This is a genomic window from Cryobacterium sp. PH29-G1 (genome assembly GCF_030063365.1).
GTDB lineage: Bacteria > Actinomycetota > Actinomycetes > Actinomycetales > Microbacteriaceae > Cryobacterium.
In genome coordinates, this window is the sequence record NZ_JASISY010000004.1 from 122,242 (window position 1) to 145,591 (window position 23,350).

Annotated in this window: 23 protein-coding genes; 10 read left to right on the forward strand and 13 right to left on the reverse strand. The window is 64.3% G+C overall.

The genetic code is table 11. From position 1 onward, the window contains the following. The first annotated feature begins 177 nt into the window (after positions 1-177). Both QMK22_RS07070 and QMK22_RS07075 read left to right on the forward strand, forming a co-directional pair. The gene (locus tag QMK22_RS07070) at positions 178-300 is read left to right on the forward strand and encodes a hypothetical protein (RefSeq protein ID WP_283496911.1); all 123 of its coding nucleotides are present in this window, start codon (positions 178-180) and stop codon (positions 298-300) included. Next, a complete protein-coding gene (locus QMK22_RS07075) occupies positions 297-1,640 on the forward strand; it encodes a J domain-containing protein (RefSeq protein WP_283496912.1) in 1,344 nt (447 codons plus the stop codon). Before QMK22_RS07070 ends, QMK22_RS07075 begins: the two co-directional genes overlap by 4 nt. Before the next feature lie 112 nt (positions 1,641-1,752). Here QMK22_RS07075 and QMK22_RS07080 read toward each other — a convergent pair whose 3' ends face one another. The 3 genes from QMK22_RS07080 to QMK22_RS07090 all read right to left on the reverse strand — a co-directional run bounded on the left by QMK22_RS07080 (position 1,753) and on the right by QMK22_RS07090 (position 3,511). Further along, positions 1,753-2,127: a YccF domain-containing protein gene (locus QMK22_RS07080; RefSeq protein ID WP_283496913.1), complete on the reverse strand. Its 375-nt coding sequence runs from the start codon at positions 2,125-2,127 to the stop codon at positions 1,753-1,755. Between the two features lie 168 nt (positions 2,128-2,295). Next, a complete protein-coding gene (locus QMK22_RS07085) occupies positions 2,296-2,943 on the reverse strand; it encodes a DUF1294 domain-containing protein (protein ID WP_283496914.1) in 648 nt (215 codons plus the stop codon). Positions 2,944-3,031: 88 nt separating this feature from the next. Beyond that, positions 3,032-3,511 (reverse strand): PPOX class F420-dependent oxidoreductase, encoded by a 480-nt coding sequence (locus QMK22_RS07090; RefSeq protein WP_283496915.1) that lies wholly within the window; start codon positions 3,509-3,511, stop codon positions 3,032-3,034. A gap of 145 nt (positions 3,512-3,656) precedes the next feature. Here QMK22_RS07090 and QMK22_RS07095 point away from each other — a divergent pair, with 145 nt between their 5' ends. Continuing rightward, a complete protein-coding gene (locus QMK22_RS07095; RefSeq protein WP_283496916.1) occupies positions 3,657-4,811 on the forward strand; it encodes an enoyl-CoA hydratase/isomerase family protein in 1,155 nt (384 codons plus the stop codon). Next, positions 4,808-5,620: an enoyl-CoA hydratase gene (locus QMK22_RS07100; protein ID WP_283496917.1), complete on the forward strand. Its 813-nt coding sequence runs from the start codon at positions 4,808-4,810 to the stop codon at positions 5,618-5,620. The genes QMK22_RS07095 and QMK22_RS07100 overlap by 4 nt, the downstream gene beginning before the upstream one ends. Here QMK22_RS07100 and QMK22_RS07105 read toward each other — a convergent pair. After that, positions 5,617-6,318, reverse strand: a complete 702-nt coding sequence (locus QMK22_RS07105; protein WP_283497117.1) for a response regulator — start codon at positions 6,316-6,318, stop codon at positions 5,617-5,619. The two genes, QMK22_RS07100 and QMK22_RS07105, sit on opposite strands and share 4 nt — an antisense overlap. Before the next feature lie 4 nt (positions 6,319-6,322). Then, entirely contained in the window at positions 6,323-7,999 is a 1,677-nt protein-coding gene (locus tag QMK22_RS07110; protein WP_283496918.1) for a sensor histidine kinase, read from the reverse strand. A gap of 132 nt (positions 8,000-8,131) precedes the next feature. Here QMK22_RS07110 and QMK22_RS07115 point away from each other — a divergent pair, with 132 nt between their 5' ends. The 5 genes from QMK22_RS07115 to QMK22_RS07135 all read left to right on the forward strand — a co-directional run bounded on the left by QMK22_RS07115 (position 8,132) and on the right by QMK22_RS07135 (position 14,181). Continuing rightward, positions 8,132-9,535, forward strand: a complete 1,404-nt coding sequence (locus QMK22_RS07115; protein ID WP_283496919.1) for a cation:dicarboxylate symporter family transporter — start codon at positions 8,132-8,134, stop codon at positions 9,533-9,535. A gap of 394 nt (positions 9,536-9,929) precedes the next feature. Continuing rightward, positions 9,930-11,228 carry a quaternary amine ABC transporter ATP-binding protein gene (locus QMK22_RS07120; RefSeq protein ID WP_283496920.1) on the forward strand — a complete coding sequence of 433 codons (1,299 nt, stop codon included), beginning with the start codon at positions 9,930-9,932 and terminating at the stop codon, positions 11,226-11,228. Further along, positions 11,225-12,136 carry an ABC transporter permease gene (locus tag QMK22_RS07125; protein ID WP_283496921.1) on the forward strand — a complete coding sequence of 304 codons (912 nt, stop codon included), beginning with the start codon at positions 11,225-11,227 and terminating at the stop codon, positions 12,134-12,136. Before QMK22_RS07120 ends, QMK22_RS07125 begins: the two co-directional genes overlap by 4 nt. A gap of 116 nt (positions 12,137-12,252) precedes the next feature. Continuing rightward, positions 12,253-13,149, forward strand: a complete 897-nt coding sequence (locus QMK22_RS07130) for a glycine betaine ABC transporter substrate-binding protein (RefSeq protein WP_283496922.1) — start codon at positions 12,253-12,255, stop codon at positions 13,147-13,149. Positions 13,150-13,284: 135 nt separating this feature from the next. Next, positions 13,285-14,181 (forward strand): glycine betaine ABC transporter substrate-binding protein, encoded by an 897-nt coding sequence (locus QMK22_RS07135; RefSeq protein ID WP_283496923.1) that lies wholly within the window; start codon positions 13,285-13,287, stop codon positions 14,179-14,181. A 68-nt stretch (positions 14,182-14,249) separates the two neighbouring features. Here QMK22_RS07135 and QMK22_RS07140 read toward each other — a convergent pair whose 3' ends face one another. The 8 genes from QMK22_RS07140 to QMK22_RS07175 form a co-directional block, all read right to left on the reverse strand. Beyond that, the gene (locus tag QMK22_RS07140; protein WP_283496924.1) at positions 14,250-14,714 is read right to left on the reverse strand and encodes a DUF1801 domain-containing protein; all 465 of its coding nucleotides are present in this window, start codon (positions 14,712-14,714) and stop codon (positions 14,250-14,252) included. Between the two features lie 169 nt (positions 14,715-14,883). Next, the gene (locus QMK22_RS07145) at positions 14,884-15,882 is read right to left on the reverse strand and encodes an FKBP-type peptidyl-prolyl cis-trans isomerase (RefSeq protein ID WP_283496925.1); all 999 of its coding nucleotides are present in this window, start codon (positions 15,880-15,882) and stop codon (positions 14,884-14,886) included. A gap of 166 nt (positions 15,883-16,048) precedes the next feature. Further along, the gene (locus tag QMK22_RS07150; protein WP_283496926.1) at positions 16,049-16,642 is read right to left on the reverse strand and encodes an energy-coupling factor transporter transmembrane component T family protein; all 594 of its coding nucleotides are present in this window, start codon (positions 16,640-16,642) and stop codon (positions 16,049-16,051) included. Positions 16,643-16,682: 40 nt separating this feature from the next. Continuing rightward, positions 16,683-17,363, reverse strand: coding sequence for an energy-coupling factor ABC transporter ATP-binding protein (locus tag QMK22_RS07155; RefSeq protein WP_283496927.1), 681 nt, complete (start codon positions 17,361-17,363; stop codon positions 16,683-16,685). A gap of 19 nt (positions 17,364-17,382) precedes the next feature. Further along, positions 17,383-17,991 carry a biotin transporter BioY gene (locus QMK22_RS07160; protein WP_283496928.1) on the reverse strand — a complete coding sequence of 203 codons (609 nt, stop codon included), beginning with the start codon at positions 17,989-17,991 and terminating at the stop codon, positions 17,383-17,385. 98 nt (positions 17,992-18,089) lie between these two features. Continuing rightward, on the reverse strand, positions 18,090-19,940 hold the full coding sequence (locus QMK22_RS07165; protein WP_283496929.1) for a glycoside hydrolase family 15 protein: 1,851 nt from the start codon (positions 19,938-19,940) through the stop codon (positions 18,090-18,092). Between the two features lie 97 nt (positions 19,941-20,037). Further along, positions 20,038-20,541 (reverse strand): hypothetical protein, encoded by a 504-nt coding sequence (locus QMK22_RS07170; protein WP_283496930.1) that lies wholly within the window; start codon positions 20,539-20,541, stop codon positions 20,038-20,040. Positions 20,542-20,660: 119 nt separating this feature from the next. Continuing rightward, positions 20,661-20,849, reverse strand: a complete 189-nt coding sequence (locus tag QMK22_RS07175; protein ID WP_283496931.1) for a hypothetical protein — start codon at positions 20,847-20,849, stop codon at positions 20,661-20,663. A 220-nt stretch (positions 20,850-21,069) separates the two neighbouring features. On the opposite strand from QMK22_RS07175, the gene QMK22_RS07180 reads away from it, so the two are divergent. Continuing rightward, positions 21,070-23,280 carry a bifunctional alpha,alpha-trehalose-phosphate synthase (UDP-forming)/trehalose-phosphatase gene (locus QMK22_RS07180; protein WP_283496932.1) on the forward strand — a complete coding sequence of 737 codons (2,211 nt, stop codon included), beginning with the start codon at positions 21,070-21,072 and terminating at the stop codon, positions 23,278-23,280. The last annotated feature ends 70 nt before the right edge of the window (positions 23,281-23,350 follow it).

The following is a 23,350-nucleotide window of genomic DNA, read 5'->3' on the forward strand; positions in this document are numbered from 1 at the left end:
TCACGTGCTGGCACAGAGACAACTTCGGCACCGCATTCTGCCGCCCGACGCCACGGCCACGGCGAGTAGCCGCCGGGGTGCCCTAGTTGGCGAGCATCCGTAAACGAACCGTTCCAGTCCTCGGACTGGTGTCAAAAATGGCGCGCAGCCTGCACGCAAAGGCCGGTAGGTTGAACCGTGGGGATTGGAATAACGTTGACGTTGCAGGCAGTACACATGGGGGAACAGGTCGCTGCGCAATCGGTGCTCGAGGAGCTGTTTCGGGCAGTGTCGATCGGCATGACGGCCGTCCTGCAGTGACCGCGCGTGACCACTACCACGTGCTCGGGGTGTCGGCCTCGGCCGATCCGGCTGAACTGAAACGCGCCTATCGCCGCATGCAGCGATCCAGTCATCCGGACACCGGCGGATCAGCGGAACGCTTTCGTGTGGTGCAGGAAGCCTGGGCGGTGATCGGTAACCCGAAGCGGCGTGCGGCCTATGACAGCAGCATCCGCTCGGGCGCACGCTCGGCGGAAGCAAAACATCGCGCGCGCCCGGCGGCACCGGCGGCTGGGGCGCGCGGCACCACTCGCACGGAGCAGGAGCGCCCGCGGGCGCGGCGGGCCGACAGCCACGGGCATCCCGGAGGCAGTGCGCGGCTGCTCTACCTCGACCTTTTGCGGGGATGGCTGATCAACTACCCGTCTCCGCCCACACCGCCGGTAGCCTGGGCTCCCGCGACGAAGAAACGAGGACCGTTTCTGCACCAGTGGGCGAAGCTGTGCCGGCGCATGATCGTGGTCTTTGCCACCGTCGGTGTGGTGCTGTTTCTGATCTTGGTGTGGGGTCAGGAAGTGGAAGGGATCGCTCCTCTGGGGCTGTGGGGATCGCTGGCGTTCGTGGCCGGAATCTCTGGGGCGTCTGGTGCGCTTTGCTCCGTTCCGATTGGCGTTATGCGGATGCTGCAGGACCCGTATCGCCGCGAACTGATCCGTTATCGCAAGAAGATGGCGCTGCGATACGCGGCCGCGCAGAAGGAGTACCGATCGGCCCGGCAGGCCTTCGAATGGAATCAGCGAAATCGTCCCGCCAACGTGACGCCACTATTGGAGTCCCCCTACTCGGACGAAGCCGTGGCTGCGGCGCCGGCGGCTGCACGCAGTTGGTTCGAGAAGGCGCGTGCGCAGGAGCTCACGGCTCGCGCGTTGAAACCGCTGGGCCTGGATTTCTCGATCTGGCACGATCTTCAGGTCGGACCAAAGAAGACACGCATCGATCACCTTGTGGTGGGGCCCCAGGGTCTAATTTTGATCGAGTCCATGACCGCGTCGGGACCGGTAACCGTAGAATTCGGCACCCTGATTCACTGCGGCCAGGCGGTACCTGAGGTGCTCAGCTCGATGCGCCCGCGCCTGCTGGCCGTGGCCACGGCGCTCGGCATCGGGCGAGTGTCGGCGGCCATCCTGGTTTACCCCGACGCCTTCCTGGCTGACGCTCAGCTGCAGAAGCTGAGGGGCGCCCCGGAGCCCACCTTTGTGATCGGCGCATCCCGTTTAGCGGATGCATTATCCGCGGGGCTGCCGGACATCGAGACAAGCACGCCGCGAAATATAGATCGTTTGCGCAATAGCATGGGCGTCGAGACGCAGTTCGCGTGAGCCACAGTCGCTAGTGGCCTGCGCGCAGTGCTAGCCGCAGCCCAGCATCCCGACACACACCGCGAGACGCAGAAACCCGCTGCTTCAGATCGGACGCTGGGTCGTGGCAGACCTACCGTATGTCGATGATCTGTTTGCCGAGCGGCATGAGCGCGACCGGGATCAGCTTGAAGTTGGCGATTCCAAACGGGATGCCGATGATCGTCACGCACAACGCGATACCGGAGAGCAGATGCTCGAGGGCGATCCACCAGCCGGCCAGCACCACCCAGATGACGTTGCCGAGAAAAGAGCCGACGCCGGCCGTGGGCGTGGGAACCACGGTCTTGCCGAACGGCCAGAGCGCGTAGACGCCGATGCGCGCCGCCGCGATTCCCCAAGGAATGGTGACGATGAGCACGCACATGATGAGCGCCGCGAGCATGTAGCCAAGGAACAGCCAGAAGCCCGAGAACACGAACCAGATGATGTTGAGGAGGGTCTTCATGATGGTCCTATCCTGTCAGATCGCGGTGCTTGCGGCCTGGCCAGAACTCCCGCGCCGCACGCTAGGCGGGGGCTGCGCCAGTGCGCGGGAGTTGCGCCGCGCGCACTGGCGCAACTCCCGCGCGCACCGACGTCGCCGCGACATTACCGCGAACGGGTGGTTTCAGGCTTAGGCGGATGTGAAGTTTGTCGTGACGGCGAGAAAGAGCACACCGACGATCACAACGTTGGTGATCACACTGGCCCAGAAGGCCGAGCGAAAACTTGCTTTCGTCGTCTTGTGGTGAAAAAGCTGTTGGGCCAGAATCGCTCCCGGCCAGCCGCAGGCAAGGCCCAACACCAGAAGAGTGCTCTCCGAAACACGCCAACGCCCCGCGACGGCAGCGGACTTGTCCGCGGCGTAGAAGAAGAAGCAGACGAGACTCATCACGGCGTAGCACCCCGCGACCCAGATCGGCAGCGGATGGAATGAGTCGAGAACGAGGTAACCGGCGACGAACGCGACGATGGCGAGATAGCTCCGTGCACCGAACTTTTTTCGCGCGCCGCGGCGCCGATTTTTGTCGGTTCTCGTGAACGGTCCAGCTGCCGCAGGGGACGGCGTGCGCACGCGCGTTGCCCGACTCTTGCCCTCGGCCGTGAATTCAACGTCGAACGTGAGCGACATACCCAGGCGAGGCCGATCCGAACCTTGCGGAAAGGCCTTGATGTGCACGAAGGCCGCCTTGCCACCCGTCGTCGGGGAGATAAACCCGAAACCGCGTTCGTCGTTCCACGAGGTGAGAACACCGGCAATGCGCTCAGCCCTGGCAACCATGGTTCGAGCCTAGTGCCGACCTGGCCGGGTCACAGCGAGAGGCTGCTGTGGCGCACAGGGCTCCGGATGTGTCGAGAACTCGCTTGGTTCAGCGGGCATCCAGTCGGGCGGTGACCTCGGGCGGAAAGCCGCCGGTCGAGATGGGGCTCCAGCGCGTGGGAGTGATGCGAATCAATGATTTGTTCTGAATGGCCATCGCCTCGCGATACTCGGCCCAGTTTGAATGCTCGCCGGAGATGCTGCGAAAGTACTCGACCAAACCATCAGCGGCTTCGGGCATGTGCAGAACCTCGGCGTCACCGTCGACCTGAATCCAGGCTCCGTCCCAGTCATCCGACAAAACGAGAACGGATGCCCGAGGGTCCCGCTCAAGGTTGCGGGTCTTCGCCCGGGCCGGATACGACGAGATCACGATGTGTCCGGCCTGGTCGACGCCGCCCGAAACGGGGGAGATCTGCGGGCGACCATCGAGGCGCATGGTGGCCAGCAGCAGGTGGTGGCGTGGCCGCACGAAGTCGAGCATGCCACTGCGATTCACGTCGGTATTGGTTGCACTAGTTCGAGCCATGGTGCAAGGCTACGCGAGGACACCGTTTGTGCGCGGTGCGCAGCCGACGCTCATCGAGCCGTCGCTAGACTGAGGCACATTGCCCAGCTCGATGTGCGCATCGACCCCCTGCATTGACAACCGCATCGACGCGGAAAGGTCTGTTATGCCCAGCACTGACTCGATCGACAGCCCCTCGAACAGCGCGGCGGCATCCGCTCTCACCGAGCCAGATGTGTTGCTGGAGCGCGATGGAACGCTGGCCCGCATTATTCTGAATCGCCCGAAGGCGCTCAACGCCCTGACCCACCCGATGATTTGCGAGATCGCCGCTGCCCTCACCGAGTGGGCCGACGACCCGGAGGTGCACACCGTGCTGCTCACCGGCCGGGGCGATCGTGCCCTGTGTGCCGGCGGCGATATCGTCTCGATCTACCGTGACGCGCGCACTAATCCCGACGAGAACGCACAATTCTGGGCCGACGAGTACACGTTGAACGCCCAGATCAAGCGGTATGCCAAACCCTTCGTGGCCCTGATGGACGGCATCGTGCTCGGCGGGGGAGTGGGCGTGAGCGGCCACGCCTCACACCGGGTCGTGACCGAACGCACCAAACTCGGCATGCCCGAGACCACCATTGGTTTCGTGCCCGACGTCGGCGGAACCTACCTCTACTCGCGCACTCCCGGTGAGCTCGGCACCCACCTCGCCCTCACCGGCGCGACCATGACCGGCGCGGATGCCATCGCACTCGGCCTCGCCGACAGCTTCGTCGACGGGGCCCGCCGCGACGTACTGGTCGACGCCCTCAAACGGATGCCTGCCGCCCTCGCCATCGCCCAGCACGTCTCGACCGTGCCGCCGGCACCACTGCTGGCCGAACGCGACTGGATTGACGAGTGCTACGCCGGAAACGATCTGCCTACGATCCTGGAACGGTTGCAGTCATCTCCCGTTGCCGCAGCGAACGAAGCCGCCGCCGCGATCCTGGCCAAGTCGCCGACCGCCGTCACGGTCACCCTCGAATCCCTGCGCCGTGCCCGCGACCTCGGCAGCTTGGAAGAGGTGCTCGAACAGGAATACCGGGTCTCGTTGCGCATGGTGGCCGGAGCCGACCTGATCGAGGGCATTCGTGCCCAGGTCATCGACAAGGACCGCAACCCGGTGTGGCGGCCCAACACCATTGACGCGGTGACCGACGCCGACGTGCAGGCGCACTTCGCCTCGTTGGGGGAGCGCGAACTACGCCTCCCCCGCGCGAACATAGGCGACAACGAACCCAACCAGCACGACTCCACCGAACGAGAGGCCACCGCGTGAGCGACTCCCAGACCGATGCAAACCCGACCGACGCCGACACCTACGAGAATATTCTGCTCGAACGCAACGGTCGTGTGGGTATCATCACGCTCAATCGGCCCAAGGCACTGAACGCCCTCAACTTCGCCACGATGCAGGACGTGGTCGGTGCCGCCACCCGGCTCGACGCCGACCCGGAGATCGGCGCGATCATCATCACCGGCTCCGAACGAGCTTTCGCGGCCGGCGCCGATATTAAAGAGATGTCGACCATGAGCTACATGGACATGTACCTCAACGACTGGTTCGCCGGCTGGGACCGCCTCGCCGCCGTGCGCACCCCCGTCATCGCCGCCGTCTCCGGCCACGCCCTCGGTGGCGGCTGCGAACTGGCCCTGATCTGCGACTTCATCATTGCCTCCGACACCGCCACCTTCGGCCAGCCCGAGATCAAGCTCGGCGTCATTCCGGGCATGGGCGGATCCCAACGCCTGACCCGTGCTGTCGGCAAGGCCAAGGCCATGGAGATGATCCTCACCGGTCGTACCATCGGAGCCGTCGAAGCCGAACGGGCCGGCCTCGTGTCGCGCATCGTTCCGGCTGCCGAACTGCTCGAGGACGCACTCAAGACCGCGACGACGATCGCCGCCAAGTCGGCGCCGATCGCGATGCTCGCCAAGGAGGTCGTGAACGCGGCGTACGAATCGCAGCTGAGCGCCGGCATCCACTTGGAACGTCGTCTGTTTCACTCCGTGTTTGCCACGGACGACCAGAGCGAGGGCATGGCCGCCTTCATCGAGAAGCGACCCGCGGTGTTCACCAACCGCTAGCCGGCACTCTTCCAGCGGTACTCGTTTTCGGGCCGCCCCGGCGTGCCGTATCGGGGTGCACGCAGCACCAGACCCTTGTCGGCGAGATACTCCAGATAGCGCCGCGCCGTGACGCGCGAAAGCCCAAGTGGCTCCATCAGCTCACTCGCCGACACCGGCGCGGCGTGCGCCTGCAGGTACGCGACCAGGGAATCGAGCGTTGAATTGGCCACACCCTTCGGCCGAGCAATATCGGTCGGCGCACGCAGGCTCGCAAACGCGTGATCAACGCCCGACTGCGTCACAACGGATGCCTGCCCGTTCAATTCGGCCCGAAAGTCCCGGTAACTGGATAGTTTCGTGGCGAAGGTCGAATACGTGAATGGCTTGATCAGGTACTGCACGACTCCGGCCGCGATCGCTCCGCGCACGTTCTCGAGGTCGCGCACCGCGGTGATGGCAATGATGTCCGTGGCCAGGCCGGCCGCACGGATGCGCCGGCTCACGTCTAGCCCGTGGCTGTCGGGGAGGTTCATGTCCATGAGCACGAGGTCGATCGGCGTGCCGGCCGAGGCGGCAGCGACGACCTGACGAAATGCGTCCTGCCCGGTTCCGGCTGTGCCGACGAGTTCGAAACCGGCCAGCCGACCCACATACACGGCGTGCGCTTCGGCCGCGAGCGGTTCGTCTTCGACGACAAGGACGCGAATGAGCGGCACGGCCTCAGGCATGATCGACCGCCGTGGGCGTGGGCACCGTGGGGGACACCGGACCGGGGTCGGCCGGGATCGCGACGGTGAAGACGGCTCCGTCACGGCGCCCAATGGTGAGGGTGCCGCCGAGCCGGGTGACCGCCTGGCGAACCAGGGCGAGGCCGAGGCCCCGGCCGCCGATCGACCGGCCCGGCACCGTAACGGCGTCGCCCTTGGTGCTGAAGCCGAGGCGCAGCACGTCGTCGATCACCTCGGGTGCCACTCCGGCGCCGCTGTCGGCGACTTCGATCACCACGGCCTGCTCGGTTGAGGAGACGCTCACCGATACCCGGCGGGGGTCCTCGCCGGCCGCCGCCGCATCCAGCGCGTTGTCGACCAGATTGCCCAATACCGTCACGAGGTCCTGAACCGACAGCCCCGACTGGGCGAGCGTGCCCGAGGCGGTGACGGTGAGGGCGATGCCGAGTTCATTGGCCTGCGTTGATTTACCCATGATCAGGGCGCTGATCACCGGTTCGTCCACCGAACCGAGAATCTCGTCGGCGAGTTGCTGGCTCAGCTCGAGGTCTTTCGTGGCGAACTCGAGGGCCTGCTCGGTGCGACCCAGTTCCATCAGCGACACGATCGTGTGCAGCCGATTGGAATGTTCGTGGGTTTGGGCCCGCAACGCGTCGGAGAGAGTCTGCATCGACTGCAACTCGCTGCCGAGGGTCTGCAGGTCGGTGTGGTCGCGAATGGTCGCGACGAATCCCATCGGCGTTGACTTGCCACCATCGGCCGAGGTGGAGGACGCCGGCTCCTGGTTCACTACGAGTACCCGCGTACCGGTCAGGTGTATCTCGTCGTGGGCGGTACGGCCGCTGCGCAGCAACTCACCCAGGCTGGGCGGCAGGCTCAGATCGGTGAGCGTGGGCGCCAGCTCGGTGCTGCCCATGGCGGGCCGTGGCGGAATGCCGAGCAGCCGGGCCGCTTGATCGTTGTAGAGCACGATATCGCCGTGCAGGTCGACCAATACCAGACCTTCCCGCACCGAGTGCAGCACCGAGTCGTAATACACGAAGAGTTGCGCCAGACGTTCCGGTCCCCAGCCGAGAGTGACCCGCCGCAAGTAGCGCCCGAGCAGCCAGGTCACCACCGATCCCGATGCGAGCAGTCCGAGGGCCAGCCCGAGCACCGACGGCAGGCGGGCATTCAGAGCGATGGTGATGTTCGAGGTTGTGGTACCGACCGCTACGAGTGCGCGCACGGTGCCGTCGGCATCTCGCACCGGCACGACCGCACGAACGGATGGCCCGAGCGTGCCCGTACTGGTTTCGGTGAAGGCCGTTCCGGATAGTGCCGGTTCAATCGCACCGATGTAATCGTTACCGATCTCCGATTCGGTGGGATGGGTCCATCGGGTGCGGTCCGGGGCCATGATCGTGATGAAGTCGAGCCCGGCGTCGTCGGTCAGCTCCAGGGCATAGGGCTGCAGCGAACTGCTCGGGTCGGCCGATTCGCTCGCCGCGAGCACCAGGGGACTATCGGCAATGGCGGTGGCGACGGCGAGCATCCGATCGCTGGTCTCCTCAAAACCTTGGTCGCGGGCGTCTACAAAGAACGCGGTGCCAACGAAAACGGCCATGACCACGATGAACAATGCGTGCGCGAAAAAGAGGCGTCGGGCGATGCTCCATTCCGTTCGCACTACCGATCCCCTCGTGAACTATGAACAGTATGACCGCAACCGTGCGCGAACGGCGCGCAGCGACCAGTGTGGATCTCCAGCAGCATCCGGACCCGTGGTGGGCCAGGTTAAGCCTAGACATAGGAGTCTGACATGGCATCGACGCCATCAACCCGCAGCAAAGTCACTAAGAAGTCCAAACCCAAAAAGAAACTCGACTCGTCGCACTACCTCTACATGGCCGTCATTATCGCGGTCATCCTGGGTATTGTGGTCGGTCTGGTCTGGGGCGGGCCGGAAGGCTTCGCGGTTTCCCTCAAGCCGCTCGGTGACCTGTTCATCGCCCTGATCAAGATGATGATCGCCCCGATCATCTTCTGCACGATCATTCTCGGCATCGGATCGATTGCCAAGGCAGCAACGGTCGGCAAGATCGGCGGCCTGGCCCTCGGCTACTTTCTGATCATGTCTACCTTCGCGCTGGGCATCGGCCTGGTCGTGGGAAACCTGATTCACCCGGGTGAGGGCATCAACCTCACGGATGCCACGTTCAAGGCCACCGAATCCGCCGACACCCAGTCATTCCTGCTCGGGATCGTACCCTCCACACTGTTCTCGTCGCTGACCAGCGGCAACATCCTGCAGACGCTTCTCGTGGCGCTCATTGCCGGATTCGCCCTGCAGAAGATGGGCGCGGCAGGAAAGCCGATTCTTGAGGGCATCGCCCACGTGCAGGCCCTGGTCTTCCGCATTCTGATCATGGTCATGTGGCTGGCCCCGATCGGTGCCTTCGGTGCGATCGCGGCGGTCGTCGGTGCCACCGGCATCCAAGCCGTGATCAGCCTCTTCACCCTCATGGCGGCTTTCTACATCACCTGCATCATCTTCATCGTGGTCATTCTCGGTGGACTACTCAAGCTCGTCACCGGCGTGAACATCTTCAAGCTGATGCGCTACCTCGGCCGTGAATACCTGCTGATCTTCTCCACCTCGTCGTCGGAAGCGGCGCTGCCGCGACTGATCGCCAAAATGGAACACCTCGGCGTGTCCAAGCCCGTCGTCGGCGTGACCGTGCCCACCGGATACTCGTTCAACCTCGACGGCACCGCGATTTATCTCACCATGGCCTCGCTGTTCATCGCCAACGCGCTCGGCCAGCCGCTCGCCCTCGGCGAGCAGATTGGCCTGCTCGTCTTCATGATCATCGCGAGCAAGGGTGCCGCCGGAGTCTCCGGCGCCGGCCTCGCCACACTGGCTGCCGGCCTGCAGGCCCACGCCCCGCAGCTCGTCGGCGGCGTCGGCTTCATCGTGGGCATCGACCGCTTCATGTCCGAGGCACGTGCCCTGACCAACTTCACCGGCAACGCCGTGGCGACGGTCATGATCGGTTCGTGGACGAAAGAGCTCGACCGGGTGCAGGTTGACCGCGTGCTCGACAAGCTCGAACCGTTCGACGAGCACACCATGCTCTCGCACGGTCACGTGAGCGTCGCCACCAGCCAGCGCACCGCTGAGAAGGCCGCACAGGTTGAGGTGTTGGAACGCGCATCGGTATAAATCGCGGGTATTAGAATCGCGATAAGGGTGTCGCCCGGAGGAATCCTCCCGGGCGGCACCCCTGTTTTTATGGGTAGATTGCGATGTTCGGGCCCGCGTTCGAGACCAAAGTGGAATCTAATTTCGGTCGACCGAAATATGATTGTGTTACTATTGATGCCGGTCTTACAACCCTTCACCAGGACGCGAACGCGTAGCCACCATTTGAGATGGAACGGCCGCATTCGTATGGTGTGGCACCGACGGACGCGATCCCATGATTGCTCCAGCCCGCGCTGATTCAGTTTGCACTGCACATCGCGTTCGGGCCGCTCGGTACCTACCCGTCCGACAAGACAGCATTTCGCTTCGTCAGTCGTAAAATCGACTACGTACGGTGTGCACCGGAGAACGCGTGACCAATAGCAGTATTGATTCCATCGCCGTCAAGGCAGATCACTTGTATAAGGCCTTCGGGCGTCGCCCGCACGAGATTGTCAAGAAACTCAAGGCCGGCAAAAGCCGTGCCGACATCTCATCTCTGGGCATTGCGGCCGTTATCGACGCCTCCTTCGAGGTGAAGAAGGGCGAGATCTTCGTCGTTATGGGCCTGTCCGGCTCGGGCAAGTCGACACTCATTCGCATGCTCAATGGGCTGTGGGACACCACCTCCGGCACGGTGACCATCGGTGGCACCGATATTACGGGCGTGTCCGCTCAGGAGCTGCGCGAGGTGCGTCGCAAGAGCATCTCCATGGTGTTTCAGCACTTCGCCCTGCTGCCGCACCGCACGGTGATCGACAACGTCGCCTACGGCCTGGAGATCCAGGGCATGGGTCGTGCGGAACGCCTCGCGAAAGCGCAGACCATCATCGACCTGGTCGGCCTCGCCGGCTGGGCCGACAACCTGCCGTCCGAGCTCTCCGGCGGAATGCAGCAGAGGGTCGGCCTCGGCCGGGCCCTCGCGGCTGACACCGACGTGCTGCTTATGGACGAGGCCTTCTCGGCGCTGGACCCGCTGATCCGCCGCGAAATGCAGGAGCAGCTCATCGAGCTGCAGGCCGCACTCGGCAAGACCATCATCTTCATCACCCACGACCTCAACGAGGCCATGTTCCTCGGCGACCGCATCGCCGTCATGCGCGACGGCCGCATCGTGCAGATCGGCACCCCCGAGGAGATCCTCACCGATCCGGCCAACGACTATGTCGCCCAGTTCGTGCAGGATGTCGACCGCGCCCGGGTGCTCACGGCCGCGAGCGTGATGGAACCGGTACGCGCCGTGGTTACGACCAGCGGCGGCCCGCGTGCGGCGCTTCGCGTCATGCGCGAGTTTCAGACCTCCGTCGCCTTCGTGCTCAACCGCGACAACAGCTTCGTGGGAGTCGTGCGCGACAGCGACGTGCTTAAGCTCGTGAAGTCGGGCGAAACCGACCTGCGCAAAATCATTATCGGCGACGCGTTCTCCGTCGGCCCGGACACCCCACTGGTTGACCTGGTCGAGCCCTCGGTTGAAAACGCCCAGGCGATCGCCGTCGTCGACGAGAAGAAGCGCCTCATCGGCGTCATTCCGCGGGTGACCCTGCTGGCCGCACTCGGCAACGTCAGCACCCAGACGGGTAGCCTGCCGACGATCGAACCGCGCTCGACCATCCCGTTGAGCGTGCTCGATGAAACCTTGAAAGAAACTGCCACGGAAGGATCTGAACTGTGAACGACTTCCGCCTGCCCCTCGGTACCTGGGCGGAGGGCTTCGTTGACTGGATCACGAACACCTTCGGCTTTTTCTTCGACATCCTGCGCACCGTATTCAAGGGCGCCTTCGAGGGCGTTGACTTTCTACTCGTCTCGCCGCCCTTCTGGGTGATCATGATCCTCGCCGCAGCGCTGGCCTACGGGACCCGGGGGTGGAAATTCGCCGTCGGTACCGTTGTCGGGTTGACCCTGATCCTCGGCGTCAACCAGTGGGAAAACGCGATGGACACGCTCGCCCTGGTGCTGGTCGCCAGCGTTATCGCCATTGCGATCAGCGTTCCGCTGGGAATCTTGGCGGCCAAATCATCGACCGCGTCGACCATCATTCGGCCGATCCTCGACTTCATGCAGACCATGCCGGCCTTCGTCTACCTGATTCCGGCGCTCATCCTGTTTAGGATCGGCGTTGTTCCCGGAATCGTCGCGACGATCATCTTCGCGATGGCACCGGGTGTGCGCCTGACCGAGCTGGGAATCCGCGGCGTTGACAAGGAAGTAGTTGAAGCCGGGCAAGCGTTCGGAGCGTCCCCGTGGCGTATCCTGCGTCAGATCCAGCTTCCGTTGGCGACCCCGACCATCATGGCGGGAATCAACCAGGTCATTATGCTCTCGCTTTCGATGGTCGTCATCGCCGGCATGGTCGGAGCCGGCGGGCTCGGCGCGGAGGTTGTCGGCAGCCTGAACCGCATCGATGTCGGGCTCGGTTTCGAGGCCGGGCTCTCCGTGGTGATCCTCGCGATCTTCCTCGACCGCATTACGGCGTCGCTGGGCGATACGCAATCCACCGGCATGTTCGGCACCCTTCGCCTGGCTATGCGTAACCGCAAGTCGGCGACCGCCGCGCCGGCCCAGCCCGCCCGGGTCTAACCGGCATTCCCAGACTTACGGATGTATTCGCATCCGTTCCACCTGTACGGCTTTTGCCGTATGCACCACGAGTCAACCCCCAGTCACCCACAGCAGGTGGCACGAAAGGAAGACATATGAAAACCCGTTCGAAATCCATCTTCGCCCTCGGAGCCGTTGGCGTTCTGGCCCTCAGCGGCTGCGCCGGCTCCGCCGACGCCGAAACCGTCGGCAACGGCAACGACGACCAGAAAGACATCAGCATCGCAGTCTTCAACGGCTGGGACGAGGGCGTCGCGTCCTCCGAGCTGTGGAAAGCCATTCTCGACGAGAAGGGCTACAACGCCGAGCTGGAATATGCGGATGTCGCCCCCGTGTTCTCGGGGCTCTCCACCGGAGACTACGACTTCACCCTCGACGTCTGGGCGCCCGACACCCACGCGACGTACATCGACAAGTACAAGGACGGCATCACCGACCTCGGCGCGTGGAACGATGAAGCTTCGCTCACGATCGCTGTGAACGAAGATGCCCCCATCGATTCCCTGACCGAGCTGGCCGCGAACGCGGACCTGTTCAACAACCGCATCGTGGGCATCGAGCCCGGCGCCGGCCTGACCAAGGCCGTGACCGAGAAGGTCATCCCGACCTACGGCCTGGAGGGCATGGAATTCCTGACCTCGTCGACGGCAGCCATGCTTACCGAGTTGACCGCCGCAACGGATAACGGCGAGAACATCGTCGTCACCCTGTGGCAGCCGCACTGGGTTTACAGCGCCCTCCCCCTCAAGAACCTTGAGGACCCTGAGGGTGCACTCGGCGACGCTGAGGGCCTCCACGCCTACGGCAAGTCCGAATTCAAGACTGACTTCCCGCAGGCCGCCGAATGGCTCGGTAACTACAAGATGGACCTGGACCAGCTCGGCTCGCTCGAGAACGCCATGTTCGTCGAGTATGACGGAGACGACTTCGGACCGATCGTCGCGAAGTGGATCGAAGACAACCAGGAATACGTGGACAGCCTCACCAGCTAGTCACGCTCCGTAGGGAAGGCCTGTGTCAGTTTGGCACAGGCCTTCTGTACGTCCCGGCACCGCTGCATCGGGCGCGGTGTCGGGTGAGGTGCAACATGTGCTGCCACGTCGACACGTGGCACGAGGGGAAATCTTATGAAGAATCGTTCTAAATCAATATTCGCGTTGGGAGCGGTCGGAGTTTTGGCCCTCACCGGCTGCGCCGCCTCCGGCGAGACCGAGACCGTCGGCAATGGCAACGACGACCAGAAGGACATGTCGATCGCCGTGTTCAACGGCTGGGATGAAGGCGTTGCCGCCTCCGAACTGTGGAAGGCCATTCTCGATGAGAAGGGCTACAACGTCGAGCTTGAGTACGCTGACGTCGCCCCGGTGTATTCCGGCCTGTCGACCGGTGACTACGACCTGAGCCTGGACGTGTGGCTGCCGGTCACCCACGCGAGCTATATCGAGCAATACGGCGATGACATGATCGACCTCGGCACCTGGAACGAGGAATCCCGCAACGCCATTGCCGTGAATGCGGATGCCCCGATCGACTCGCTGGAGGAGCTTGCGGCCAACGCCGACCTGTTCGGCAACCGCATCGTGGGCATTGAGCCCGGTGCCGGTCTCACCAAGGCAACGACCGAGAACGTGATTCCGGGATATGGCCTGGAAGACATGGAATACCTGACCTCGTCGACGGCGGCCATGCTCGTTGAGCTGCAGACGGCCACCGACAACGGCGAGAACATCGTTGTGACGTTGTGGGAGCCGCACTGGGCCTACGGCGTGTTCCCGCTCAAAAACCTTGAGGACCCGCAGGGCGCTCTCGGCGGCGTGGAGAGCATTCACTCGTATGCCAAGAGTGATTTCAAGACCGACTTTCCGACGGCAGCCGGTTGGATCGAGAGTTTCGACATGGACCTCGACACGCTGTACTCGCTCGAGAATGCCATGTTCGTCGACTATGACGGCCAGGACTACGGACCGATCGTCGCCCAGTGGATCGAAGACAACCAGGAGTACGTGGACGGCCTCACCAGCTAGTCACGTCGTGTGCGTACAGAATGGCCCGCGTCCTTGGACGCGGGCCGTTCGTTTAACGTCTAGTCAAGCTAGGCGGCTTCGAGCTCGCGCACCTGCTGCAGCCAGCCGTCGAACAGTGCGTCGTCGAAGTCGTCAACACCGCGCAGCTTGTACTCGCTCATTTCGGCCGAGCCGCTCGCGTTGAGCTTGCCCGAGTCATCGGTGATGGCTTGACCGCGCCAGAACAACACGGTGACAAAGGTGGGGTACGCCTTGAAACCGGCGACCGGCAGCTCGTCGTCAAGCCAGACCGGATGCCCGTGCCACAGTTCCGTCGACGTCTCCGGCAGACCCAGATCAAACTTCTCGCGAAGCAGACCGACGACGCTCGCGAGCGGCTCGGTGGGAGTGGCCACGTATTCGTCGATGTTCGTCGGCTTCGCGGTGGCCGCAACAGTGGCGACGGTGGGGGCGGCGACGTGGAATTCCGTGGGGGAAGCAGCGGGGGTAGACGTGGGAGCGACTGTGGATGTCAGGGGAATAGCCTCTTTCAAGTAGGGAGTTCAGACCCGACACGGTGCCGGGCAGGTTGTGCCTTCCCTTCACACTCTCACGGATTTTTCCTGCGCGGCTGGGCGTCCATTCAGGAACGTGCTGTGGCCTGCGTGCAAAAAGGCGCCGCCGTCGACCCGAAAGTCGACAGCGGCGCCCGTGCTGCGGAGATTATGCGGCGGGTGTCGTACCCACGATGTCGACGACGAACACGAGGGTGTCCGTGCCGGTGATGCCGGCCGAATCATTGCCGGCTTCGCCGTAGCCTTCGGCCGGCGGCAAAACAGCGAGCACCTGGGAGCCGACGGTTTGGCCGACGAGCGCCGCGCCGAATCCGGGAACAACCTGGCTGGTGACGAAGGTGACCGGTCCCACGGTGGTCCAGGACGAGTCGAAGGTTTCGCCGGTACCCCAGATCACTCCGGTGTATTCGACCGAAACAGTGTCGCCGTCGGCGACCACGGCCCCGTCGCCCAATTTCAGGGTGGAGATCTGCAAGTCGGTCGGCGGGTCGGTCTTGGGGATGGTGATGGTCGGAGCGCCGTCGTCGGCGAGTTTCACGGTGGGCATACCGTCTATGACCGGCTGGTCCTCGCCGTCGGCACGGTCGGCGAGCTTGGTGACGGAGATGACGTCGATGACGAACACCACCGAGTCGCCCGCAGCGATTCCGATATCGGATGCGCCGGTGTCGCCGAAAGCATCGTCGGTCGTGCTGACGGCGACGATGCGATCGCCTTCAACGGAGCAATTGACGGCGCGCACCAGGCCGGCGAGGAAGGTTTCGCCGACCGTGATTGTTTCGCTGGTGCCGTCGGTCGGGTAGGTCGTTTCCTGCACGACGGCGCCGGTGGTTCCGTTGTAGACCGAGAGCGACGCCTCAACGAGAGCTCCGCCGCTCGCTTCAGTCTTGCCGGAACCCTCGATAGCCACGGTGCGCTGGGTCGACGACGGCTCGAGCGGCTCGGCAAAGTCAACGGTGGGCACTGCCCCGAAATCGCCGCTCACCTTGACGGCGTCCGACACATCGCCGGGTGCGGTGCACTCGGCGTAGGCGGCGTCGGTCGCTGCCGCATCCGTTGCTGTGGGGGTGGGTGTATCGCTGCTGCCACAGGCGGTCAGCGCGAGCGTCAAGCCCACAATGGTCAAGAGCGCGGGGATTTTCGACACGAAGCCTCTTTCGAGAATGTACCTGACATGCAGGCAATGATCTGGGGATGTCTGCTGGCGCGAACGGCCAGTCACCTACTCTGCCACGGGTCGGCTATGAACCGGCTGAATGAGCGGATGGCGCGGCGCGAATAATGGGGAATTCTCGGTGTGCGCGCGGTGCGAATCAGTCGTCGAGACCGCGCGCGACGAGGGCCTCGCCGAGGGCATCCGCTGCGTAGAGCGAACGCACGACCACCGGAACGGCGATGGACATGAGCGAGCCCCGCGTGCCACGCGCTGTGCGAGCTTCCATGACCTCGCGCACAATGTCGGCGACCAACGGAATGCAGCGAATGGTGAGGGCCACGAGCAGCCCCACCCGGTCGGCGTCGATGAATCGGCGGAACGGACGCAGCAGGGTCTGGAATGCAAGGAGCACCGCGGTGACCGTTGTCGTCATCGTGAACAGGGCCGCCAGGGCCACCGCTACGAGCAGCCGGCCGGCCATGAGAGCGGCGACCAACCAGCCGGACAGGAATCCTTGGATGGGTAGCGCCACCACCAGGATGAGCAGGATGGGGGCGATCTGAGCCGTGGCAGCCCGCAGCGGAACCCGCGCGACGACAAACAACAGCACGACACCGGCTGCGGCGCCCCCCACGACACGCAGGTCGGGTGACAGGCCGATCACCACAATGCAGAGGGAAAGCAGCACCAACTTGAGCAGGGTGGGTGCTCGATGCACGAACGAGGTGCCCGGGCTGTACAGCCCGATCATGGGCGACCTGTCACTGTGCGACCTGTCACTGTGCGACCGGTCACTGCACGAGGTCGCGGTAGGTGGCCAGGGCCTGCGCGGGCGCGCCGTCGGCGGCGACTTCACCCGCTTCAATGACGATCACGCGGTCGAAGTCCTCGACCAGGTGCAAATGATGCGTGACGACAATGACCTGTTGGGGGAGCGTGTGCAGCAACTCACCGATGCGCCGGGCATTGCGGGCATCGAGCAGGGTGGTTGGTTCGTCGGCGACGATGGTGGCCGGCTCCGCCACGAGCACGGCGGCCAGGGCGAGCAGCTGCTTCTGCCCACCCGAGAGGCGGTGCGCCGGGTGATCGGCGTGCGCCGCCAGCCCGAATTGTTCCAGCGCGGCCGCGGTGCGCTCGGCAATCTCCGCGGGGGAGAGGCCGCGGCGGCGCAGTGTGAACGCCACGTCTTCCTGCACGGTGGGCATCACAATTTGGTTGTCCGGATTGGTGAAAATGAATCCCACCCGGCGGCGCACCTCGCGGGCCCGACGGGCCACGTTCAGCCCGTCGACGGTTACCGTGCCGCTCGTGGGTGTGACGAGCCCATTGATCATGCGCACGAGTGTCGACTTGCCAGAGCCGTTCGCACCGATGATTCCGATGCGGTGCTCGGTGAGGGTCAGATTCACGTCCCGCAGTACCGTGCGGTCACCGAAGGACTGCGACACGGCTTCGAAGTGGATGGTGCTCACGCGACGTTTTCCCGCCTGTCTAATTTCTGGCCGTGCGACGTTGCGGCGGCGTGATCAGGCCAGGGTAGGCCCGGTGCACCTGACTGGCGACCAGCACGGTCACAACGACCTTGATCAGGTCTCCGGGCAGAAACGCAACGTTCAGGCCGAGCGCCGTCCACAGCGGCAAAGCAAGGTTCATGGCCATGACGGGGATGCCGATGAGGTACACGGCGACGATGCCGCCGAGGATCGTGGCACCGAGGGCAGGCAGAAATGAGTATTTCGGCATCAGTCGAGCCGTGAGATATCCGGTGACGAACGCACCGAACAGGTAACCGTAGAGATACCCGGCCGCCGGGCTGACGGTGAACACACCGATGCCGCCGCGCCCACCGGCCAGCAGGGGGAGCCCCAGCAGGGTCAATACGAGAAACAGCAGCACGGCGAGGCTGCCCTTGCGCGGGCCGAGTACGGCCCCGGCAAGCATCACACCGAGGCTCTGCATGGTGATGGGTACCGGACCGATATTAAGCGGTCCGGGTAGGCCGAGCGCTGCGATGAGGGCAGCGAAGATGGCGATTTGGGCCAGATCGCGGGCGGGCAGGATGCGCCGCGTCGGGGCGGTGGCGCGAACGGGATCGGTCATGGTTTCAAATCTAGAATTCGGGGCGTACCGGCCGCTGAAGAATACCTACAACGAATGGGCACGAACTGTAGAGGATCGCGTTTTGCGGCGGTCTTGCGCTAGCCGTCGGTCGAGCTGGTCGACACCAGATTGGGCACGGTGGTCTCGACCGGCTCGACCACCGGCTCCACCGGGGACGACCAGCGGGCCACGATCGCATCCGCTGCTCGCACCAGTGCCAGGTGCGAGAGCGCCTGCGGAAAGTTGCCCACCTGATGACCGTTGGCCACGTCGTATTCCTCCGAGAGCAGCCCGACATCGTTCACGAATCCCATGAGCAGGTTGATGAGCGCATCGGCGTCATCGAGGCGACCAGACCGGGCATACTGCTCGACCAACCAGAACGAACAGGCCAGAAACGGATGCTCGCCCGGCGGCAGCCCGTCGACCTCGGCGTGCGTGCGGTAGCGCAACAGCAGTCCGTCGTGCATGAGATCGTTCTCGATCGCGGCAACGGTGCCGAGCATGCGCGGATCGGTGGGGGCGCAGAAGCCGACCTGCGGCAGCACGAGGAGGGAGGCATCCACTTGGGTGCTGCCATAGAACTGCACGTAGCTGTTTCGATTCGCGTCGAAGCCCCGAGTCTCGATGTCGGCGCGCACCTCGTCGCGCAGGGCTTTCCACCGCTCGAGCGGACCGTCGAGGCCGCACTCCTCGATGCCGCGCACCGCCCGATCAAAGGCAGCCCAGACCATCACACGCGAGTGGGTGAACTCCCGCGCCTGGCCGCGCACCTCCCAGATGCCCTGGTCGGGGCGGCGCCAGTTCTCTTCGAGAAACTTCATGAGTGCACGTTGCAACGGCCAGGAGAACTCATCTTCGTGCACGCCGGCGGCGCGGGCGGCGTGCAGGGCCACCATGACCTCGCCGATCACATCGGACTGAAACTGGTCGACCGCTCCATTGCCCACCCGCACGGGGGAGGCGCCGTTGTACCCGGGCAGGGTGGTGACCTCGTGTTCGGGCAGGTAACGCTCGCCGGAGAGGCCGTACATGATCTGCACGTCCCCCGGGTCGCCGGCAATGGCGCGCAGCAGCCAGGCGCGCCAGTTGCCGGCCTCTCCCTCGTAGCCGTGGCTGAGGAGTACCTCCAGGGTGAGTGAGGCGTCGCGCAGCCAGACGTAGCGGTAGTCCCAGTTGCGGCTGCCGCCGAACTTCTCGGGCAGCGACGTCGTTGCGGCGGCCACAATGCCACCGGTCTGCTCGTGGGTCAGCGCTCGCAGCACGAGCAATGAGCGCACGACCTGGGCGCGGAGAGGCCCCTCGTGGCTGCAACTCGATGCCCAGTCCTGCCACCAGGCGCAGGTAGAAGCATAGGCGGCATCAATATCGATGGCCGCGGGGATCTCTCGGTGCGAGGGGTACCAGGTCATTTGTGCATCAACGGTCTCGCCGGCAGCAACGTCGAAGTGCGAGACGTGTCGATGGTCGGAGGCGCGCAGGGCCGGGCCGCGCACCACGATGGCGTCTGGACCGGCGATCGCGATGAGGCCGCGCACGGGCTCGCCCTTCAGCTGTCGTACCCACGGCACGATCGAGGCATAGCCGAAGCGAAATCGCAGATCCTGGGTCATGTGCACCGTGCCACTGATTCCACGCACACGACGCACGAGGTCGGCTCGGCCATCGCCGTGCGGCATGAAATCGAGAACCTCCACCTGACCGGTGGTCGTGGTCCACACGGTAGACAGCACGAAGGTATCAGCGTGATAGCTGCGGGTCGCGATGGCCTCGTCGTCGGCCGGGGCGAGCAGCCACCGGCCGTGGTTCTCGTCGCCGAGCAGCGCGCCGAACATTGACGCGGAGTCGTAACGCGGCAAGCAGAGCCAGTCGATGCTGCCGTCTATGCCCACGAGGGCTGCCGTGTGGCAGTCGCTGATGAGCGCGTAATCCTCAATGGGGAGAGCCATCAGACCATCCTGTCAGCGGCCGGGTGAGAATTGGCTCAGTATCGGCCGGCGGCCATGCACCATGCCGCTAGGAGACGAGACGAGACGAGACGGGCCGTCAGGCGACGAGACGGGCCGAAGCGAGCGTCGCCGACGCTTTTTCGATCCAGGCAGCGGATGCCGCATCCAGGTCGTCATCGTGTGCTCGCGCTGCTTCGATCAAAGCGGCCTCGATCGGAGCGGCCTCGATCAAAGCGGTACCTCTCGAAGCGGGATCAGCGGTCGTGCTCTCGATCGCGGCCGGCTCATTCCAAGTCGATATCGGCGCCGGAGTCCACGACAGCGCGGTCGGCTCGCCACTGGTCTCACCGCGCAGAGCGGCCTGCTCGGTGGTGATCGCATCGGTCAGTTCGAGAGCGATTTCGCGGGCCTTCAGCCCGTGAAAGATAACCTCGGTGTCGTCGGTACTGCGGGCCACCAAAGTCCACGCGCCGTGCTCGCCGACCAGCGTTTGAAGCTTGTCATGTAGCAGCTCGAAGATCTGCTCGTCACGCAACACCGGAGCGGGGGCGACGGTCAGTGCTGCGCTCGCGGCCAAACGTCGGCGTCGACGACCAAACATGACAAACCCCTTTCAGGTGCGAAGCGTGCAGCCGGAACCAGCCACTCAGCCTATTTTCGGTGACAAACTACCGACTCGCCGCCGGACACGCCGCCGGACCCACCGATTGGGTACCGAAATCAGCTCTCAATTTCACGTTTGTTCGCGTCTTCAATGACGGTGCCGATGGCGACGGCGGCGCTCAGCGCCCAGCCGATCCACAACATCACCAGTCGCCAGTCACGGGGACCGTGCCGTGTGGCCTGCACGGTGTTCCATCCGCCGGCGACGACGCCGATCATTGCACTGCTGAATACGAACTTTCGCATGTAAACCTCCGGCGTTATGTTTCCCGCACTAAGTTACCCGGTATCGGCGTGAGCGTGGTCGAGATCGCATGGGCACCACCCGGACGGGCCCCGAACGGCCAGGGCCGCACTGGTAACCTTGATCGGCAAGATAGGTGTGCACCTCGGGTGCGCCCGGAACGGATGATCCATTACCTCTTCAGCCGAATCCACACGGTCCCAGACTGACCCCGCCCTGCTTGTGCCCGCCGATGCCCCGGCCGGCACGTATTCGCTTGTCGTCGTGTCGAACCGGCTACCGGTTGACTTTGAAGAAGCCGAAGACGGCACCGTAACCTGGCGTACCTCGCCCGGTGGTTTGGTCACCGCGCTTGAGCCGTTGATGCGGTCCTCGCACGGAGCCTGGGTCGGCTGGCCGGGCGTCGCCGACCGCGATTTCGAACCCTTCGAAAACGACGGCATCTCGCTCGTACCGGTGCGGCTGAATGAAGTTGACATCGAGGACTACTACGAGGGTTTCTCCAACGACACCCTCTGGCCGCTCTACCACGACGTCATTGCACCGCCGAGCTTTCACCGCGAAACCTGGGACGCCTACGTTGCCGTCAACCGCCGTTTCGCGGCGTCTGCCGCGGCGATTGCCGCCCCGGGCGCCACGGTGTGGGTGCACGACTACCAGCTGCAGCTTGTGCCGCGCATGTTGCGCGAAGCCCGCCCCGACCTCGTTATCGGTTTTTTCAATCACATTCCCTTTCCCCCATACGGGATCTATGCGCAGCTGCCGTGGCGCAAGCAAATTCTGCACGGACTGCTCGGCGCCGACGTCATTGGCTTTCAACGCGTGGCGGATGCCGGTAACTTCTCCCGAGCCGTGCGCCGCCTCTACGGCTACCCGACTCGCGGAGTGGTCATCGATGTGCCGACCGGCGAGAAGGGCGATACCCGTCGCGTCATCGCCAAGCACTTTCCCATCTCGATTGACGCCGCCGCCTACGAAGAATTGGCGCGGCGCCCCGAGGTTCAGGCACGCGCCCGCCAGATTCGCGAAGACCTCGGCAACCCCAAAACCCTCATGCTCGGCGTGGACCGGCTCGACTACACCAAGGGAATCGGTCATCGCATCAAGGCCTTCGGGGAACTGCTCGCGGAGGGCCGGCTGAGCGTCGAAGACGTCACCCTGGTGCAGGTCGCCAGCCCCTCCCGGGAACGGGTCAGTACCTATATGGCCCTGCGCGACGAGATCGAACTTGCCGTCGGTCGGCTCAACGGTGACTTCTCCACGATCAGTCACACCGCCATCAGTTATCACCATCACAGCTACCCGCGCGAAGAAATGGTCGCGATGTATCTGGCAGCGGACGTCATGCTCGTCACCGCCCTGCGCGACGGTATGAACCTCGTCGCCAAGGAGTACGTGGCCGTGCGTTTCGACCAGGACGGGGTGCTCGTGCTGAGCGAGTTCGCCGGCGCCGCCGACGAACTCAAACAGGCCATTCTGATCAACCCGCACGATATTGACGGCACCAAAGACGCCATTGTGCGCGCGGTGGAGATGCCCAAGCGGGAGCGCACCCGGCGCATGCGGTCGCTGCGCCGCAAGGTGGCCGAGAATGATGTCGCCGCCTGGTCGGCGTCGTTCTTGCGAGCCCTTACCGGCGGCGCCGCCGTGCCGGCCGGTATCCCCGACGACCTTGAGTTGGCTTTGCAGAGCATCGCGGGGGCCGAGAACCTGCTGATCGCTCTCGACTTCGACGGCACCCTGGCCCCGCACGTTGATCGCCCCGAGGATGCCCGGGCCATTGCCGGCACCCGGGAAGCCGTGCAGGCGCTGCTCGATCTGCCGGGTGTGCGCGTGGCCTTCGTTTCCGGTCGGGCGCTGGTGAGCCTGCAACACGTTGCCCAGCCGCAGAGTTCCGTACTCCTCACCGGTTCGCACGGCATCGAGGTGCAGTTGGACACCCCCGAGATCGAGCTCAATCTGGTCGCCACCGAGCTTGACCAGCTCGATACCCTGGCCCGGGTGCTGGAGAGCATCTCCGGATCGATCGCCGGCACCACCATCGAACGCAAGCCCGCCGGACTGGCCCTGCACACCCGCCTCGCCACCACGAAAGACGGTCAACGAGCCGAGCGGGAGGCGCGGGAGCAGCTCGGTGCACAACTCCCCGGGTTGACCGTTCGTGATGGCAAGAACGTGCTCGAATTCTCGGTGCGTTCAAGTACCAAGGGCGACGCTGTGGCGCAGTTGCGTGAGTACACCCGGGCCGATCGCGTCTTCTACGCCGGAGACGACGTGACCGATGAGGATGCCTTCGCCGCCCTCGACGAGGACGACGTCGGGCTCAAGATCGGTCAGGGGCCTACCCTCGCCGGATACCGGGTGCGCAGCCCGCACGAGGTCACCCAGGTTCTGGTGCGCATCGCCGCACTGCGGTCGGAGCTGGCCCTCTGAGCTGTCCCTCTGAGCACGCACCTCCGCCCGAGCTGAACCACAGGTGGCCTGCGAGGTTCTAGACTCGGAC